The organism is Desulfovibrio piger, from assembly GCF_900116045.1.
GTDB classification, from domain to species: domain Bacteria; phylum Desulfobacterota; class Desulfovibrionia; order Desulfovibrionales; family Desulfovibrionaceae; genus Desulfovibrio; species Desulfovibrio piger_A.
On record NZ_LT630450.1, the window covers coordinates 564,084 to 580,258 of the forward strand.

Annotated in this window: 13 protein-coding genes and 1 tRNA gene; 13 read left to right on the forward strand and 1 reads right to left on the reverse strand. The window is 55.9% G+C overall.

Annotation, left to right across the window (positions count from 1 at the left end):
* Positions 1 to 2 precede the first annotated feature (2 nt).
* From DESPIGER_RS02820 to DESPIGER_RS02830, 4 genes are all read left to right on the forward strand, one after another.
* Positions 3 to 614 (forward strand): DUF456 domain-containing protein, encoded by a 612-nt coding sequence (locus tag DESPIGER_RS02820; protein ID WP_072332802.1) that lies wholly within the window; start codon positions 3 to 5, stop codon positions 612 to 614.
* Between the two features lie 7 nt (positions 615 to 621).
* Complete coding sequence (locus DESPIGER_RS02825; RefSeq protein ID WP_072337503.1) at positions 622 to 1,383, forward strand: RNA methyltransferase; 762 nt, start codon at positions 622 to 624, stop codon at positions 1,381 to 1,383.
* 23 nt (positions 1,384 to 1,406) lie between these two features.
* Positions 1,407 to 1,640 carry a hypothetical protein gene (locus tag DESPIGER_RS12790; protein WP_156831617.1) on the forward strand — a complete coding sequence of 78 codons (234 nt, stop codon included), beginning with the start codon at positions 1,407 to 1,409 and terminating at the stop codon, positions 1,638 to 1,640.
* 95 nt (positions 1,641 to 1,735) lie between these two features.
* On the forward strand, positions 1,736 to 2,284 hold the full coding sequence (locus DESPIGER_RS02830) for a flavodoxin family protein (protein ID WP_072332807.1): 549 nt from the start codon (positions 1,736 to 1,738) through the stop codon (positions 2,282 to 2,284).
* Positions 2,285 to 2,427: 143 nt separating this feature from the next.
* On the opposite strand, the gene DESPIGER_RS02835 is transcribed toward DESPIGER_RS02830, so the two are convergent.
* On the reverse strand, positions 2,428 to 2,850 hold the full coding sequence (locus tag DESPIGER_RS02835) for a pentapeptide repeat-containing protein (RefSeq protein WP_072332810.1): 423 nt from the start codon (positions 2,848 to 2,850) through the stop codon (positions 2,428 to 2,430).
* Between the two features lie 319 nt (positions 2,851 to 3,169).
* Here DESPIGER_RS02835 and DESPIGER_RS02840 point away from each other — a divergent pair, with 319 nt between their 5' ends.
* The 9 genes from DESPIGER_RS02840 (at position 3,170) to DESPIGER_RS02875 (ending at position 16,175) form a co-directional block, all read left to right on the forward strand.
* Positions 3,170 to 3,475, forward strand: coding sequence for an Ada metal-binding domain-containing protein (locus DESPIGER_RS02840; protein WP_072332813.1), 306 nt, complete (start codon positions 3,170 to 3,172; stop codon positions 3,473 to 3,475).
* Between the two features lie 307 nt (positions 3,476 to 3,782).
* Positions 3,783 to 3,859: transfer RNA gene (locus DESPIGER_RS02845), tRNA-Glu, on the forward strand.
* A gap of 240 nt (positions 3,860 to 4,099) precedes the next feature.
* A complete protein-coding gene (locus DESPIGER_RS02850; protein WP_331712387.1) occupies positions 4,100 to 5,035 on the forward strand; it encodes a tyrosine-type recombinase/integrase in 936 nt (311 codons plus the stop codon).
* The gene (locus DESPIGER_RS13445; protein ID WP_331712388.1) at positions 5,007 to 5,153 is read left to right on the forward strand and encodes a hypothetical protein; all 147 of its coding nucleotides are present in this window, start codon (positions 5,007 to 5,009) and stop codon (positions 5,151 to 5,153) included. Before DESPIGER_RS02850 ends, DESPIGER_RS13445 begins: the two co-directional genes overlap by 29 nt.
* A gap of 556 nt (positions 5,154 to 5,709) precedes the next feature.
* The gene (locus DESPIGER_RS02855) at positions 5,710 to 5,919 is read left to right on the forward strand and encodes a helix-turn-helix transcriptional regulator (RefSeq protein WP_072332816.1); all 210 of its coding nucleotides are present in this window, start codon (positions 5,710 to 5,712) and stop codon (positions 5,917 to 5,919) included.
* On the forward strand, positions 5,912 to 7,696 hold the full coding sequence (locus DESPIGER_RS02860; RefSeq protein WP_072332819.1) for an AAA family ATPase: 1,785 nt from the start codon (positions 5,912 to 5,914) through the stop codon (positions 7,694 to 7,696). Before DESPIGER_RS02855 ends, DESPIGER_RS02860 begins: the two co-directional genes overlap by 8 nt.
* Positions 7,697 to 7,891: 195 nt before the next feature.
* Positions 7,892 to 9,043, forward strand: a complete 1,152-nt coding sequence (gene mobV / locus DESPIGER_RS02865) for a MobV family relaxase (RefSeq protein ID WP_072332822.1) — start codon at positions 7,892 to 7,894, stop codon at positions 9,041 to 9,043.
* Between the two features lie 563 nt (positions 9,044 to 9,606).
* Complete coding sequence (locus tag DESPIGER_RS02870; RefSeq protein ID WP_072332825.1) at positions 9,607 to 12,795, forward strand: helicase-related protein; 3,189 nt, start codon at positions 9,607 to 9,609, stop codon at positions 12,793 to 12,795.
* 8 nt (positions 12,796 to 12,803) lie between these two features.
* Complete coding sequence (locus DESPIGER_RS02875; protein ID WP_231927622.1) at positions 12,804 to 16,175, forward strand: Eco57I restriction-modification methylase domain-containing protein; 3,372 nt, start codon at positions 12,804 to 12,806, stop codon at positions 16,173 to 16,175.

Here is a 16,175-nt window from a genome sequence, read left to right on the forward strand (position 1 = left end):
GTATGGAAGGGTTCATCGCGCTGGCTTCGTTCAGCCTGGCCTATGCGTTCATCGTCCTGCTGGGGCTGATCCTGCTGCTCAACATCCTTGGCCTGCCCGCCAACTGGGTGGTAGTGCTGCTGGTGGTGCTGTGGAAATTCCTGCACCCGGCCGCCGGGGCCCTGGATGTCTGGTTCTGGATCATGTTCCTGGGCCTGGCTGTCCTGGGTGAGGTGCTGGAAATGGGCGTACAGGTCATGAACGCCAGACGGCACGGCTCCAGCACATCCGGCACAGTGGCCGGCATGGTGGGGGCCATTGCCGGGGCCATCTTCCTGGCGCCGCTCTTTTTCGGGCTGGGGGCGTTTATCGGGGCTCTGGCAGGCGCCTGGCTGGGCTGCCTGGTCATGGAGCTGCTGCGCGGCCGCCCCGGCAAGGAAGCCTTTGATGCAGCCTTCGGCACCATGATGGGGCGCTTTCTGGGAACGGTCTGCAAGCTGGGCACGGGCAGCGCCATGGTCGTGCTGACGGCCCGTCGCATCTGGCCGGATGCCGTACCGGTGCCGCCGCCGTTGCATCCTGCAGTGCCGGAGCCGGGGCAGGTCGTGATGCTGTTGAAGAACTGGTTGTGTTGAGGTGATCATGTCGCTGGATTTACTGCAAGTGGTTCTGGTTCAGACGCGCTTCCCCGAAAACATCGGCATGGCTGCCCGCGCCTGTGTCAATATGGGCAGCCGGAGCATCCGTCTGGTGGCACCGGAACGCTGGGACAGGGAAAAGGCCCGGCCTCTGGCTACCCCCAAAGGGCAGGGCGTGCTGGATGCTGTGCAGGTCCTGCCGGAGATGTCGGCAGCCGTGGCGGACTGCTCGCTGGTCATAGGGACCACGGCCCGGACCGGGGGCTGGCGGCGTTCCCTGCTGTCCCCCGGGCAGGCCGCGGGTGAAGTGGCCCAGGCCCTGGAACGGGGGGAAAAGGTGGCCATCGTGTTCGGTCCCGAAGACCGGGGCCTGGATAATGATGCCATCCAGCACTGCCAGCGGCTGGTGACCATCCCCACTAATCCTGAGGCCAGCTCGCTCAACCTGGCGCAGTCGGTATTGCTGCTGTTGTATGAGTGCGCCAAGGCCGTGCGGGCTCGTCAGCATGAGCCTGCCGGAGAAAAGGCTCCGGCGGAGGGCGGCTCCGGCCGCGTCATCTCCTCGGCCGACTATGAGCGCCTTCTGGACAATCTGAAGGACATGCTGCTGCGGCTGGATTGTCTGCATGGTGACAACCCGGACTACTTCCTGATGCCCTGGCGGCGTCTGCTGGCCCGGGCCCAGGTGCGCCGGCATGAATATGACGCGCTGATGGGCTTGTGCCGTCAGGTCCGCAACAAGCTGGATGGCAGCAAGAAAGCATAACTGCTGCGACAACAGAAGAACGTATGGACAAACAGCTCCTGCAAAGGAGCTGTTTTCCTGCCTGGCTTCACCCGGATGGAGGGAAAAAGCCCGCGCCGGAACTGGCCGGCAGGGAAGAGCATGCCTGGAATGTGAGGGGCGTGCCAGATATCGCGGGTGGCCGGGCAGGATGTCTGCAGAAAAAAGCCCCGCCCGCACGCGGCAGGAAAGGCCTGTACCTGGCCGCCGTTCCAAGATTTTTTACCGCAAAAGGTTGACGAACGTTCCGGCAAGGCAGACCATCGTCCCGGGTGCAGGGCCGGGCGCCGCCATTGCGTCCGGCCCTGGCCAGTGTATGCAAGGAGAAAGATCCATGAGTGGAAAAAACATCCTCGTCATTTCTTCCAGTCCCCGCCGGAGGGGCAATTCCGATCTGCTGGCCGATGCCTTTATCGAGGGAGCGCAGGAAGCCGGTCATACCGTGGAAAAGATAAGCCTGCATGACAAAAAGATCGGTTTTTGCAGGGGCTGTCTCGGCTGTCAGAAAACGCAGCGCTGCATCCTTCGGGACGATATGGATGACATCCTGCCGCGCATGCAGCAGGCCGAGGTGATCGTTTTTGCCAGCCCCGTCTATTTCTATTCGCTGTGCGGTCAGCTGAAGACCCTGCTGGATCGTACCAATCCTCTGTTCGCCGGGGACTATGCTTTTCGCGACATCTATTTACTGGCCAGTGCTGCCGACACGGACGAAAAGGCCATGGAAGGCCCCAAGAAAGCTCTGGAGGGCTGGGTGGTCTGCTTTGAAAAGGCCCGGCTGTGCGGCGTGGTACAGGCCCTTGGCGTGACGGAAGCGGGTGATATCCGGCGGACGCCTGCGGCGCTGGATGCTGCCCGCGATCTGGGCAGGGGCATCCGCTAGAGGCATGGTTTGCCTGTCGGATCCTCTGACAGGCGAAACAGGGCAGGGGACAGTGGCCTTTGGTTGCCTGCATTAGCAGGCAATATCAGGAGTGGCTGCTGTCCCCTGTTTTTTTAGAAAAGACTTTGTTCAGGAAGGTTGGCTTATTTGTCCAACAGCCCTGTGACGCCTTCCAGCCATGCCCCTTCCAGGCAGGTATCTCGCAGACTGGCACCACTCAGGTCGGCTCCCTGGAGGCTGGCACTCGTCAGATTCGCACCGTCCAGCAGGGCATTCTCCAGGATGGCACCATTCAGCCGGGCTTCCCGCAGGTCGGCACTCCTCAGGTCTGCTTCATTGAGCGCCGCTCCGGCCAGATTGGCCCAGGAAAGATTGGCCTTGGCCAGCTCCGCGCTGACAAGGTTGGCCCCGGCCAGATCGGCCAGCTCCAGATCGGCGCCCCGCAAGTCGGCCCCGGCAAAATTGGCTCCCCGCAGCTCGACGCCCCGAAAATCCTTGCCGGCAAGGCTGGCATTGGCAAAATTTTTCCCCGCCATGCTTTGCGGGTGGGGATGCTGATGGCTCATGGGATTCCTCCAGAAGCGGTTTCCGGCCATGATAGACCAGACGGCCACTTGGTCACAACTGTTTTGTCGGGACGGGTGCGCTGCTGCTCCCGCAAAAGGGCATGACCGGGAAATTGGGGGCACGCCTCGCCCTGACGTGCGCCAGGCGATTCCACAGGACGGCCCGCTGCGGTAGGGCCTTGCCGGCACTATACGCGAGGATGGGGGGCCGTACCTTTATGCTTTTGGCGGAATCGTGTATCTTGTACGGCACGGGCCGGATGCGGAGATGTCTTGCCCGGCTCGGACAGTTCAAAATCCATTTCGGAGAGTACCTGCCATGAAAAAAATGCTCGCCATCCTGATGGCCCTGGGGCTTGTCTGTTCTTCCTCCGGTCTCGTCCTGAGCGCGCCTGCCCAGCAGGCTGCCCCGGCGACGGCCGCGGCTCCGGCCCCTGCCGCCAAACCTGCTCCCAAGGCTGCGCCCCAGAAGGTGGAGGCGGGCTACCGCGGCAACCCGGAAAGCAAGATCTACCACAATTCTTCCTGCCGCTATTACAAGAGCAAGAGTGCCAGCAAAAGCTTTGCCTCTCCGGCGGATGCCAAGGCCGCCGGGTACCGTCCCTGCAAGGTCTGCAAGGGCTAAGACAGCATCATCGCTGATTGGTGAACGGCTTCTCCTGTTGCAGTACCGCCGTCAAGGGAAGCCGTTTTTTTCTGTTCCCTGCGTTGTTTTGACGTCAGCAGCCTTATGGGCTCTTGGGTCTTTGTGAGGCATCACTGCCTGCGCTGGGACCCGATAGGGAAAGGGGAAGGTCTGTCATCCTGTTGACGTTGGGGGGAGGGCCTGCTCCGCAGCGGGCAGGACACACCAACGTGTGGCAAAGAAAAAAGCAAGCTCTCGATTTTTTGCTTGACGATGGCCCGTATTTCCCGTAGATACGCCTCATCGCGTCCCCATCGTCTAGCCGGCCCAGGACAACGGCCTTTCACGCCGTCGACAGGGGTTCAAATCCCCTTGGGGACGCCAAAATAAGGTACGATAAAGGATATCGATGTGCAAAACACATTGGTATCCTTTCTTTTTTTGTGTCAACAGGGTTTCCCGTCGTCCACGTTTGTCCGGTTGCATCCAATTCTTGCAGGGGTATATCCGAGGGTAGATCCATGCTATGAAAAGCGTGATACCCTCACGGATAACATAGTTGTATTACTGTGTTTTTTGTCCTGAGAGGTATCGAGACATCCAGCAGAAGCCAAGGAGTACCCCATGCCTCTTACCGACGTTCGTATCCGCAGTTTGAAGCCCGCAAACAAGCCCCACAAGTATTCCGACGGCGGCGGGCTTTTCCTCTTCATTCCTCCCAGCGGCAGCAAGCTCTGGCGCATGGCCTACCGCTTTGAGGGCAAAAGCAGGCTCCTCAGCTTCGGGGCCTATCCCGCCGTATCTCTCAAGGATGCCAGAGAGCGCCGTGATGAGGCCCGGCGTCTGCTGGCGAAGGGTATCGATCCCTCCGCGTATAAGCGACAGCAGCAGGAAGCCCGAAGAATTGCCGAACGGGACAGTTTTCAAAACATTGCCCGCGAATGGCACACCACACGCATGACGGCATTCTCCGCAAAGCATCAGGGAACGGTCATGTATCGTCTTTGCAACTACATTTTCCCGTTTATCGGCACGGCGCCCATCGCCCGGCTGGAAGTGCAGGATATCATGGCCGTGCTCAGACCGCTGGAGATGAAACGTTGTTACGAGACCTCCCGGCGAGTCCTGCAAATCATCAATCAGGTTTTCCGCTATGCCGTCATTACGGGGCGGGCGCGGCACAACATCGCCGCCGATCTTCGGGGAGCCCTGAGCCCTCGCCGGGTAACGCATCGTGCCGCTGTGCTGACGCCGGAAAAGGTCGGTCAGCTGCTCCGGGACATAGATGCCTATGACGGCTATTTCCCGCTGGTCTGCGCCTTGAAGCTGGCCCCGCTGGTCTTTACCCACCCCACGGAATTACGGGCCGCGCAGTGGGGCGAGTTTGATCTTGAGGCTGCGGAATGGCGTATTCCGGCCGAGCGCATGAAAATGCGGCGTCCGCATATTGTGCCGCTGTCTGCACAATCTGTGGCCATTCTGCGGGAATTGCAGCCCTGGACCGGCACGGGCAGGTATCTGTTTTCCTTCTGTGCGCACGGAAGCGCGTCCCCTGTCTGACGTCACCATGCTCAATGCCCTGCGCCGCATGGGCTATCAAAAAGACGAAATGAGCGTCCACGGCTTTCGCTCCATTGCATCGACGCTGCTCAACGAACTGGGCTACAATCGGGACTAGATTGAGCGTCAGCTTGCACATGGCGAACGAAATGAGGTCCGTGCGGCATACAATTATGCGGAGTACCTGCCGGAGCGCCGAAGGATGATGCAGGAGTGGGCCGACTATCTCGACAGACTCCGCACGGGCAAATCCGAGCAGGCGTAACAGCCGCTAAAAAGAGCATGTTCTGATAAAAATATCTGGGGAGACAGCGTCCAAACACGCACAGAGCGTTTTTTTCCAGAAATCTGGCAAAATAATCAATTGATAACATGCTATAATTACACTGCTTTTACGAAGAGTCTCAAATAAATGCCATTCGTAAAAGCTGTGTTTTTTTGTAATCTTTTGGCCGCTGACATCCCCCTCTATGCTTACCCATAATCATTTTATATTTTAGAATGTTATGAAATTCCGACTCTGTTTTTTAAAGAAAATGCATGACATTTTTGTACACCCAAAATGCTCTTGAAGGTAGCTGTAAGTACCTGGGTTGCAAAACATCTGCTCTGCACATGTCATTTCTTTTATGCTATATACTCCGTAATCTTCTTCTTTATAGGGAGTTGTTACTATGGCGACAAATATTCCCTCTACTGGATTTCTTCGTCTCCCTCAGGTGCTTGCCCTTGTCCCCGTCAGTAAAAGCGCCTGGTGGCAGGGCTGCCGTACCGGGCGCTATCCCAAGCCTGTAAAGCTCGGCCCCCGTACCACTGTCTGGCGGGCGGAAGACATCAGAGCGTTCATAGAAAACGCGGGACGGGAGCAGGAAGACCATGACTAGCCTTCTGGGGACCTTCCGGGAAATTCTCGCGCAGCATGACCTTCTGCCGGAAGACATTCTTGCGGACGGGAATCTGTATCGCTGTCCGACACGGAACAAACCGTACAAGCGCAACGGCGCATATATTGCTCATCAGGACAGGCCCGCGACTCTCTGGCGGTGTAACTGGGAGACAGGCGATCAGGGGACGCTCCACACGGAAAGTGAGCGGACGCTTTCACCTGTTGAGCTGTCGGCGTGGCACAGGCGGCAGCAGGCCATGCGGAAACAGCGTGACGAAGAATGCGCCAGGCGTCATGCAGAGGCGGCGCAGCAGGCACACAAGCGTTTACAGGCATCCTTTCCCTGTTCAGAGAGGTACGCGTACCTGAGCTGCAAAGGTATTCCCGCGCTTGCGGATATGCGTCAGGACAGAAATGGGATGCTTCTCATTCCGGTCAGGGACAGTTCCGGCAGGGTGCAGAGTCTGCAATATATCGCACCGGACGGCACAAAGCGCTTTCTTACGGGCGGCAAGGTTCAGGGCGGGCAATTCGTTATTCCCGACAATGCTGAAAAACCGCTGGCACTTTGTGAGGGCTACGCCACCGGGGCCAGCATTCACCTTGCCTGTGCATGGACGGTCTATGTGACGTTTTCGGCCGGAAATCTGCCTGTTGTGGCGGCTGCCGTGCGAAAACAGTTCCCGGACGCGCAGATTCTGATCTGCGGCGACAATGACGAAACGGGCCGCGACAAGGGGCAGGAGGCCGCGCAGGCTGCACAGGCTCATCTTGTTGTGCCGCACTTTACCACAGGCAGCGGCAAGGACTTCAACGATCTGCATTTGACAGAGGGACTGCAAAGCATACGCCGCCAGCTGGAAAGCGCTCTGCCGGACAATCCTCCGTCGCTGGTATCGCTGGATATGGGCGAGTTTCTTTCCATGTCCATACCTGAACGGGGGTATCTTTTATCCCCCATTCTTCCGGTTCAAGGGATAGGCATTCTGTATGCTCCGCGCGGCATCGGCAAGACGTTTGCCGCCTTGAGCGTCGCCGTTGCCGTGGCTTCCGGCGGCGCGGTGTTCAACTGGCGCGCCCCCATGCCCAAACGGACGCTGTATGTGGACGGAGAAATGCCCGCCACAGCCATGCAGCATCGTCTTGCCGCGCTTGTCAGTGGCATGTCCGTCCCGCCGCATACACTGAAAAATATGGCGCTTATCACGCCGGACCTGCAGCCCTGTCCTATGCCGGATCTCTCCACCGCGCAGGGGCAGGTCATGCTGGAACCATTCCTGAAAGGCATGGATATGGTCGTGCTGGATAATATTGCCACCTTGTGCCGTACCGGCAAGGAAAACGAAGCCCAGTCATGGCAGACCATGCAGGCATGGCTGCTGGAGCTGCGTCGCCGGGGCATGGCTGTCCTGCTTATCCATCATGCCGGGAAAGCCGGCGATCAGCGCGGCACCAGCGCCAGAGAAGATATCATGGATACGGTCATCAGTCTGCGCAGGCCCAGAGAGTACAGCATGGCCGAAGGCGCACGCTTTGAAGCCCATCTGACCAAGGCACGGGGCATTGTGGGCGATGATGCCCGCCCCTTTGAGGCCAATTTGATCACCGAAGGCAACGTGCTGCACTGGCGCATCAGAGAGTTTGAGGACGTGGAACTGGCCGAACTGAAACGCCTGCTGGCCGAGGGCTACAGCATCCGCGACTGCGCCGAGGAAATGGGAAAGTCCAAGGCTGCTGTCCAGCGTCTGAAAAAGAAGCTGGAAGAGAAAAATTGACCTGCCTGCGTGCAGGTGTACCGCTGTACCAGTCTCTAAGGGGCGGTACAGCGGTACACCTCCCGAACAAGCGTCCAGATATGTCCAGTATTGTCCGCCGAGGTCTTCTCCGGCTGTACCGCTACAACGGCAAAAGTGTACCGCTTTGCAGCCGCCAGAAACCTGTGCGGTTCAGAGATACAAGGAAGTCCGACCATGTCTTATCTCGTCCTGCATATGGACAAGTTCAAGAAAGAGGCCGTCAGAGGCATTCAGAGTCACAATCGCCGGGAACGCGAGAGCCATTCCAACCCGGATATCGACTATCAGCGCAGCTGCGGCAATTACGAATTGCACGACAAGGCCGCGACAAATTACGCGCAGGCCATCCAGCGGCGCATTGACGATTTGCGGCTGATCAAGGCTGTCAGAAAGGATGCCGTACACATGTGCGGGCTTATCGTCACGTCTGACAGCGATTTTTTCAAAAGCCTTTCTCCAGAAGAAATCCGGCGTTTCTTTGAGGAAAGCAAAGCCTTTCTCACGGATTTTGTGGGAGCGGAAAATGTCATTTCCGCGATGGTGCACATGGATGAAAAGACGCCGCACATGCACTTTCTTCATGTGCCCGTGACACGGGAAGGACGCCTGAATGCTAACAAGATGTATACGCGGCAAAGTCTGAAAAAGTTGCAAAGTGATCTGCCTCTCCATCTGCAACGCTGCGGCTTTGCCATTCAGCGCGGCGTGGAACAGAAGCCCGGCGCGACCAGAAAGCATCTGGATACGCGCGAATACAAACAGCAGCAGGAAGAAAACAATCGCCTTGCCCGGGAAGGATTGTTGCTTGTCCGGGATGCGCTCCGTACCATCGGCAGACTGGGGCAGCGAGAGGCGGAATTGAAACAGCGCGTTGCCGACTATGAACGACAGGCCGAGGAGGCGGAACGCCTGCTGCGGGAGGAAGAACCACTCCCGGAAGCCTCTTTTTTTAACTACAGGCGCGTGCTGGAAATGTCGGCACAGACTATCAGCCGGCTGCGCAAGGCCTTGTCCGCAAAGCACCTCATCGCACACCAGAAGAATGAACTGCAACGCGAAGCGGCTGTTCTGAAAAAACAGCTGGCACAGCTTGAAGCTCTCTGCAAAGCCCGTGATCAGGAAAAGGCGGATATGGAAAGCCGACAGGCACGCATGGGCCAGGAGCTTGAGACCTACCGGGAGTTTGCCCGGGAGCCGGAAATCCGGCAACGCCTGACGGACTTCCTTCAGGAACAGCAGGCAGCGGAACAGCAGCGGCAGGAGGAGGAAAGGCAACGCGCAGCGATTGCCGAGCAGGACAGACAGGGCACCGTGCGGATGCGGTAAGGTGTCTGGCGGGACATCTTCGCCCCGGCCGAAGATATAGCCCACTATGCTTCACGTGCGTGAAGCCTGTGGGCAAGCGTCCCGCTTGACCGGGAAAGGCAAAAGCGGCAGAGGAGAAGAACAGCCACAAGCAGAACCCCGGATCAGAGCAAGACCATTAGGACGGAATTGTTCCGCCTCAAGCCCGCCAGCATCCGCCTTGACGGAAGCTGTTCTTTGGCTGTCAGGGAAGCTATCTTTGCCCGGCCCCCGACACTGGAGCGGATGCGCAAGCGCGGCTTCGAGCTTGCGAACTGGCGAAAAGGCAAGCCCCGCCCAGTTCTCTGGACAGGGCATAGCAATCTGTTTGTTTCTTCTGGCAACCTCTCCGGTACCGTTGCTTGCGGAATACGGCAGAGCTGGCTATACTGGAAAACCATGGTCCTTTAAAACTCTGCCCTTTGGTTTGCCAGCTGGCATAGAGATAGTTTTACCTTTGAAAAAAGGTAAAGCGCGACACGACAGGCCGTATGGTTTGAAAGTATGCGTCAGCCCTTCTCCAACGTTTCTATCCCAGAACCGCTATGCCACACAGTGATACCCGATTTTTTACCAATACGGAAAATAGTTCGCTGGTAACGCGCTTTGCTGCAACGCTCAAGGAAGCGCGTTTTTTTGATGTGCTTGTCGGTTATTTCCGGGCAAGCGGCTTCCATCTTCTTTGCCATTCTCTTCAGGATGTCGAAAAAATACGCATTCTTGTCGGCCTGAATGTGGACGAACAAATTTTTTCGGCCTCACAGGATGCTATGCTTTCCCTGCCCGGCAATCTTCTTTCCCATCAGGAAGCTCGCAATCTTTATAGTCGTCAGCTGGTACAGGAGATAGAATCTGCTGAAGAGACGCAGGCAACAGAAGAATCCATCAGGATTTTTATGCAGTGGCTTCAGCAGGGAAAGCTGGAATTACGCGGCCATCCCAGCCGGACTATTCATGCAAAGGTGTATATCTCACGGTATCGGGGGGATTTGCTGTACGGCAGTGTCATTACGGGGTCAAGTAATTTCTCCGCATCAGGACTTATAGCGCAATGCGAGTTCAATGTGGAGCTCAAGGACAGGCCGGACGTCGATTTTGCCCTGGAGCGCTTTGAAAAACTCTGGCAGGAAGGGATTGCACTCACAGATATTTTTGTTGCCACAGTGCAGCAAAAGACGTGGCTTTCAGAAAGTATTACTCCCTATGAACTGTATTTAAAGGTTTTGTATGAATACTTCAGGGAGGATATGGACCTTGCGGCATCCGCCTCTCTTGTGCTTCCGGAAGGTATGTACAATCTTGAGTATCAGCGACAGGCTGTTGCTGCCGCAGCGCGTATTCTTTCAAAGCATAATGGTGTCTTCCTTTCTGATGTCGTAGGACTGGGGAAAACATATATTACTGCCTTGCTGCTACAGACACTACCCGGAAAAAAATTGATTATCTGCCCCCCCGTCCTCTGTGACTACTGGAGAGATACGCTTATGCAGTTTATGGTACCGCATTGTCGTGTCGTTTCCAGTGGAAAATTGGATGTTGCCTCCGCAAAAGCTTCGCAATGTCAGATTATTGTTGTTGACGAAGCCCATCGCTTTCGTAATGAAAATACGCAAAGCTATGCACAGCTGAAAGTTATCTGCGCCAATAAAAAAGTTATTCTTCTGTCCGCTACGCCGCTTAATAATCAGCTGGGGGATTTGCTGGCACAGCTCAAGCTCTTTCAGGCAGCGCGTCAGAGCAGTATTCAGGGCGTCAGCAATCTGGAGGGATTTTTTAAAAAACGTCAGGAAGAGCTTAAATCCGTTCCGCGTGATGATCCGTCCTATCCCGATATCGTCAGGAAAAGTGCTGCGCTTGTACGTGACAAGGTGCTGAAATATGTCATGGTGCGGCGCACGCGCTCTGAAATCCGGCGTTATTTTCAGGCCGATTTGCAGCGGCAGCAGCTGCATTTTCCTGAGATGATGCCCCCGCAGCGCATTATTTATAAATTTGACGCAGAGACGGAAGTTGTTTTTGACGAGACTATCGCGCTTCTGAAAACGCTTCAGTATGCGCGCTACAAGGCGCTTCTCTATCTTGAGCGCGGGATCAGCGCACAACAGCGGCAGGGACAGCACAATATCAGCGGCTTTATGAAATGCATCTTGATCAAGCGACTGGAAAGCAGCTTTCAGGCATTTCGCGGCACTGTTTCCCGTTTTATTCAGTCGCACGAGACTTTTTTGAAAATGCTTGCTGCCGGCTGCGTGATACTTGGCAAGAATGTTGACGTGGAAGCCTTTGCCGGCCTCGACGACGATGCGCTGACGCAGGCGCTGGATGCTGCGGATGGAGAACGCTACGACGCGGCGGAATTTTCCGATGAACTTCGGAAAGATGTCGAGCAGGATTTGGAGGTCTTGCGCAGCATAGCCCGGCTGTGGACCGCTGTGACGACAGATTCCAAATTTGAAGCTGTCGCCGCTATGTTGCAGACAAGCCCGCTGCTCAAGGATGAACGGGTCTTGATTTTTACAGAGTCACGGGAAACAGCCTTGTATCTGGGCGAACGCCTGGAAGTGCTTTTCCCCGGCGCATCGCTTGTCTTTGACAGTCAGGGGGGCGTCTGCTTTCGGGATGGCGCGCGTCAGTTTTTGAGCAGCTATGACGCGCGGGAACGCATTCTACGGAATTTTGATCCCGGTCATGAAGCCCCGGAGCAGGATATCCGGCTGCTGATTGCTACGGACGTACTGGCCGAAGGCGTCAACCTGCATCGCGCGGGGCGCATTATCAATTATGATTTGCCTTGGAACCCAACGCGCATCATGCAGCGTGTCGGACGTATCAATCGCGTGGGATCACGGCATGAAAAACTGTATATCTTTAATATTTTCCCCACCTCGCAGGCAGATGCCCATCTTGGATTGGAAAGCAATATCATCAATAAAATAGATGCCTTTCATACTGTTCTTGGAGAGGATGACCGCTATCTTTCCGAAGAGGAACAGCCTGTGCCCCAGGGCTTGTTCGGGCAGCGCCTGATGCGTCGGCTTGATCAGGCAGGCATGGAAGATGACAATGAAGAAGACAGCGAACTCAAATATCTTGAAATCATCCGTACCATACGCGACACCGAGCCGGAGCTGTATTCCCGGCTGGAACACCTCCCCCGCAAGGCGCGCGCGGGAAGAGAGGTAAAAGAACACGCGAACAGCACGTTGATCTTTTTTAAGGAAGGACAGGTCAAAAAATTTGTGCTTGTTCCTCCCCAGGGGCAGGGGGAACCGCAGGAGCTGACCTTTCTGGAAGCGGCAGCCTCTTTTGCCTGCCCTGCGACGACGCCGCGCAAGGAGGTTCCGCCAGTCTACTATGAAGCTCTTTCTTCCGCGCGTCGCTGGCTGGAACAGCGCGGGGCGGAGGATGCCTTTACCCCGACCCGTTCCACCACCGACAAGCAGCTTTTGCACGGACTTAAGGCGCTCTTGCAGTGGCGGGCGTTTCAGGAAGAAGACCGGACCTATCTTGCTCTGCTTTGTGCGGCTGTTGATCAGGGACGTTTGTCGCGTCCTCTGCTCAAAAAACTTCATGCTACGGCCAATCCCCGCAAGTATGCGCCGCAGCCCATGCTTGCCGCACTCCGGGCGCTTGCGCCGGAAAATATGCTGACAACGCCTGCCGCCGCCACGCCGAAGGCTTCGGAACGGCAGCCCCATGAAATCATTCTGGCAGAATACCTTGTGGAGAACTAGCCATGTCTATGAGCCACGACGAGGCCCGGCAGCTTGTTGCTCGCGTTTTGGGCGGCGTTTTTGATCTTGCGGCGTTCCGGCAGCTGATTGCCAATATTTTTCCTGCCGACTCTCTGTTGGAAGACAAGCCCATCAGCGGGCAGTACATCCCCGAAAAGTTTCGTGACGATGTGGCTTCCTTCCGTCGCCTTGTCAGACATGAGGCGGAAGGGCTGCGGATGGATGTCCTTGTCGTTAAATTGCGGAGTGCGGCAAAGCTGACGCGCGCGAGATTCATGCAGCGCAATTTTGTGGCGCGTTATCTGAACGGCGGCTGGGGCGGAACGGAAAAGGATGCCGCTCTTGTGGCTTTTTATTGCAGCGATGCCGACGAATGGCGTTTTTCCCTTGTCTACAAGGAATATATCTGGGGAGACGACGGACTGCGCACGACGCTTTCCGAGCCTCGGCGTTGCTCCTTTCTTGTAGGACCGTATGAGGGAACGCACACGGCGCAGGAACAGCTTGCGAGACTCTTGCAGCTGAAAAAGCCCTGTACCCTGCAAGACCTGCAACAAGCTTTTCTGGTCGAACCCATCACGCGGAGCTTCTTTGAAGAGTACAGGGAACATTTTCATCGCCTGTGCGAGGAATGCGCAGCCTTGCGGGCCAACCACGCCTCCTTGCGCAAGGAATGGGCGGATCGCGGTATTACGGATGCGGATTTTGCGAAACGTTTGCTTGGTCAGCTGATCTTTCTGTATTTTTTACAGCGCAAAGGCTGGCTTGGCGTGAAACGGGAACAGCCGTGGGGGAGCGGCAGCCGCAAGTGGTTGCACGAACTGTATGAAGTCCATGCCAAGGCGAACGGCCATCGCTTTTTTGACGATTATCTGGAACCGCTCTTCTATGATGCGCTGGCGCGGGATCGCTCCGAGGACGGCGGCTGGCATGAGGGGCTTGGCTGTCGTATTCCCTTCCTGAACGGCGGTCTGTTCGACCCGTTGGGCAGCGGCGGGGGGTATGACTGGCGCGGCGTGGATGTGCCGCTTGCCGACAGCAGCATAGGGGCCGTTCTGGAGACGTTTGACCGTTATAATTTTACGGTGCGCGAAGACGAGCCGCTGGAAAAGGAAGTGGCCGTCGATCCGGAAATGCTGGGCAAGGTCTTTGAAAATCTGCTGGAAAGCGAACGGCGCAGCGATCTTGGCACATACTATACGCCGCGTGATATTGTGCATTATATGTGCCGCGAGGCGCTTGTGCAGTATCTGGATCGGGCCGTCAATGTCCTCCGAGAAATCTGCAACCCTGATAAAAAGCCGCAGGCCCTGGAGTCGGATGTACGCGCGCGTTTTTCCCGTCAGGAACGCATCCCCAGAAAAGACCTGGAACGTTTCATCCGCGCTGATGAACTTCTTACTGTCAAAACCAGCAAAACGGCACTGCGTCAGGCCGCACAGGAGCGCGATACGGAGCTTGTGCGTTCCTTGCCGGACTCCGTAAAGGAACATGCGGCCCTGCTGGATGCCAAGCTGGCGGAGGTGCGCGTCTGCGATCCGGCTATCGGTTCCGGGGCCTTTCCCGTGGCCATGATGCACGAGATTGTGCGCGCCCGGCAGGCGCTCGGATCGGCCCTGACCGATCAGGAGGGCGAACGAACCTCCTATGCGTTGAAGCGCCATGCCATTCAGCACAGCCTGTATGGTGTGGATATTGACGCATCCGCCATTGATATTGCCAAGCTGCGGCTCTGGCTCTCGCTTGTGGTTGACGAGGACGATCTTGCCCATGTGCGCCCCCTGCCCAATCTGGATTACCGCATCATACACGGCAACTCGCTGGATGCCATGCGCGTTTCCTATAAAAGCAGCCTGTTACAGGGACAACTGCTGCATACCTTGCAGCAGGCGCAGGACTCCTATTTTGATACGACAGACAAGAACTGCAAGCAGCGCTTACGCAAGGATATTGAGGCCTGCCGCAAGAAACTTGGCTGCTCTGCTCTTTTTGAATGGACGATTGATTTCCACCAGGTCTTTCATGGGAGCGTGGGGGAGGAAAACAAGGGCTTTGATATTGTCATTGCCAATCCGCCCTATGTGCGGCAGGAAAAAATCACGACCAGCAAGGAGCGCCTCAAGGCGGCATTTGGCGATTTTTTTGATGGTACGGCGGATATTTACACCTATTTTTATGCCTTGGCACTGAAACAGCTGCTGACGCCGCTGGGCTGCTGCTGCTATATTGCGCCCAACAAGTTCTTTCGGGCGGCCTACGGCAAGAACTTACGCAGTCTACTGACGTCACACTTGGCGCGTGTACGCTCCCTGATTGATTTTGGCGATACGCAGCTTTTTGACGGCGCCACCACCTATCCATCCATTGTGCTGGCACAGCGGGCAATGACACCGCCGCAGTCTTCCATTTGGTGCTGCGAAATCCGGGACACGGCGCTGCTGCCGCAGCTCTGGCATCATGTGCAGCAACGGGGACACGCCGTCCCGGTAAGCCAGCTGGCGCCCGACGGCTGGCAACTGGACGATCCGACTGTTGCGGCGCTGCTGCGTAAACTGCAACAGAACAGCACCCCGCTGGGCAGTTTGCCCGGCGTGCAGATGTATTACGGTATCAAGACCGGCTGCAATGAGGCCTTTGTCATTGACGGAGCCACGCGCCGGCGCCTGCTGGACGAAGACCCCAACAGCGCGGATGTGATCTTTCCCTGGCTGCGGGGCCGCGACCTCAAGCGCTGGCAAACCAAACCTTCGGGGAAATTTGTCATCTTTACGCGGCGCGGTATCGATATAAAAAAGTATCCTGCGGTCAAGCGTCATCTGGAGCAATTTAAAACCAGACTAGAGCCTCGTCCCAGAGAGTGGAAACCCGCGTATCCCGGTGAAAAATGGGCGGGACGCAAGGCAGGCTCATATAAGTGGTATGAAATTCAGGATAATATTGCTTATTATAAAGAATTTTTAAAAGAGAAAATTGTTGTTGCTGCCATGAGGCAAGATTTTTTTGCCTTTTTGGATATGGGGGATACTCATACAAATGATAAAACAACAATTATAACATCCATTGAAAATATTCCACTTTTATGTATACTCAACTCTAAATTATCTATGTTTTACCTAAAAAGAATTTGTTCAAAATGTAGCGGTGACACCTTTGAATTTAAACCACAATATTTATATCAAGTTCCAATTAGAAAAAAATATATAGAGTATACAGAAAAATTTAAAAATATCTATTTTATTATAGAAAATATACTTGCACGTGATTCCGCTGCCGATATTGCGGCACAGGAACGCAAGATAGACGAACTTGTCTATGATTTGTATGGCCTGACCACACAAGAACGCGACATGATAGAAAACGATATGCAGCAGAGAGGCTGA

What these genes read in the sequence shown, in the direction of transcription:
- DESPIGER_RS02820 (WP_072332802.1), top strand. Translation starts at nt 3, where the DNA reads ATGGAAGGGTTCATCGCGCTGGCTTCGTTCAGCCTGGCCTATGCGTTC.
- DESPIGER_RS02825 (WP_072337503.1), top strand. Translation starts at nt 622, where the DNA reads ATGTCGCTGGATTTACTGCAAGTGGTTCTGGTTCAGACGCGCTTCCCC.
- DESPIGER_RS12790 (WP_156831617.1), top strand. Translation starts at nt 1,407, where the DNA reads ATGGACAAACAGCTCCTGCAAAGGAGCTGTTTTCCTGCCTGGCTTCAC.
- DESPIGER_RS02830 (WP_072332807.1), top strand. Translation starts at nt 1,736, where the DNA reads ATGAGTGGAAAAAACATCCTCGTCATTTCTTCCAGTCCCCGCCGGAGG.
- DESPIGER_RS02835 (WP_072332810.1), bottom strand. Translation starts at nt 2,850, where the DNA reads ATGAGCCATCAGCATCCCCACCCGCAAAGCATGGCGGGGAAAAATTTT.
- DESPIGER_RS02840 (WP_072332813.1), top strand. Translation starts at nt 3,170, where the DNA reads ATGAAAAAAATGCTCGCCATCCTGATGGCCCTGGGGCTTGTCTGTTCT.
- DESPIGER_RS02850 (WP_331712387.1), top strand. Translation starts at nt 4,100, where the DNA reads ATGCCTCTTACCGACGTTCGTATCCGCAGTTTGAAGCCCGCAAACAAG.
- DESPIGER_RS02855 (WP_072332816.1), top strand. Translation starts at nt 5,710, where the DNA reads ATGGCGACAAATATTCCCTCTACTGGATTTCTTCGTCTCCCTCAGGTG.
- DESPIGER_RS02860 (WP_072332819.1), top strand. Translation starts at nt 5,912, where the DNA reads ATGACTAGCCTTCTGGGGACCTTCCGGGAAATTCTCGCGCAGCATGAC.
- mobV (WP_072332822.1), top strand. Translation starts at nt 7,892, where the DNA reads ATGTCTTATCTCGTCCTGCATATGGACAAGTTCAAGAAAGAGGCCGTC.
- DESPIGER_RS02870 (WP_072332825.1), top strand. Translation starts at nt 9,607, where the DNA reads ATGCCACACAGTGATACCCGATTTTTTACCAATACGGAAAATAGTTCG.
- DESPIGER_RS02875 (WP_231927622.1), top strand. Translation starts at nt 12,804, where the DNA reads ATGAGCCACGACGAGGCCCGGCAGCTTGTTGCTCGCGTTTTGGGCGGC.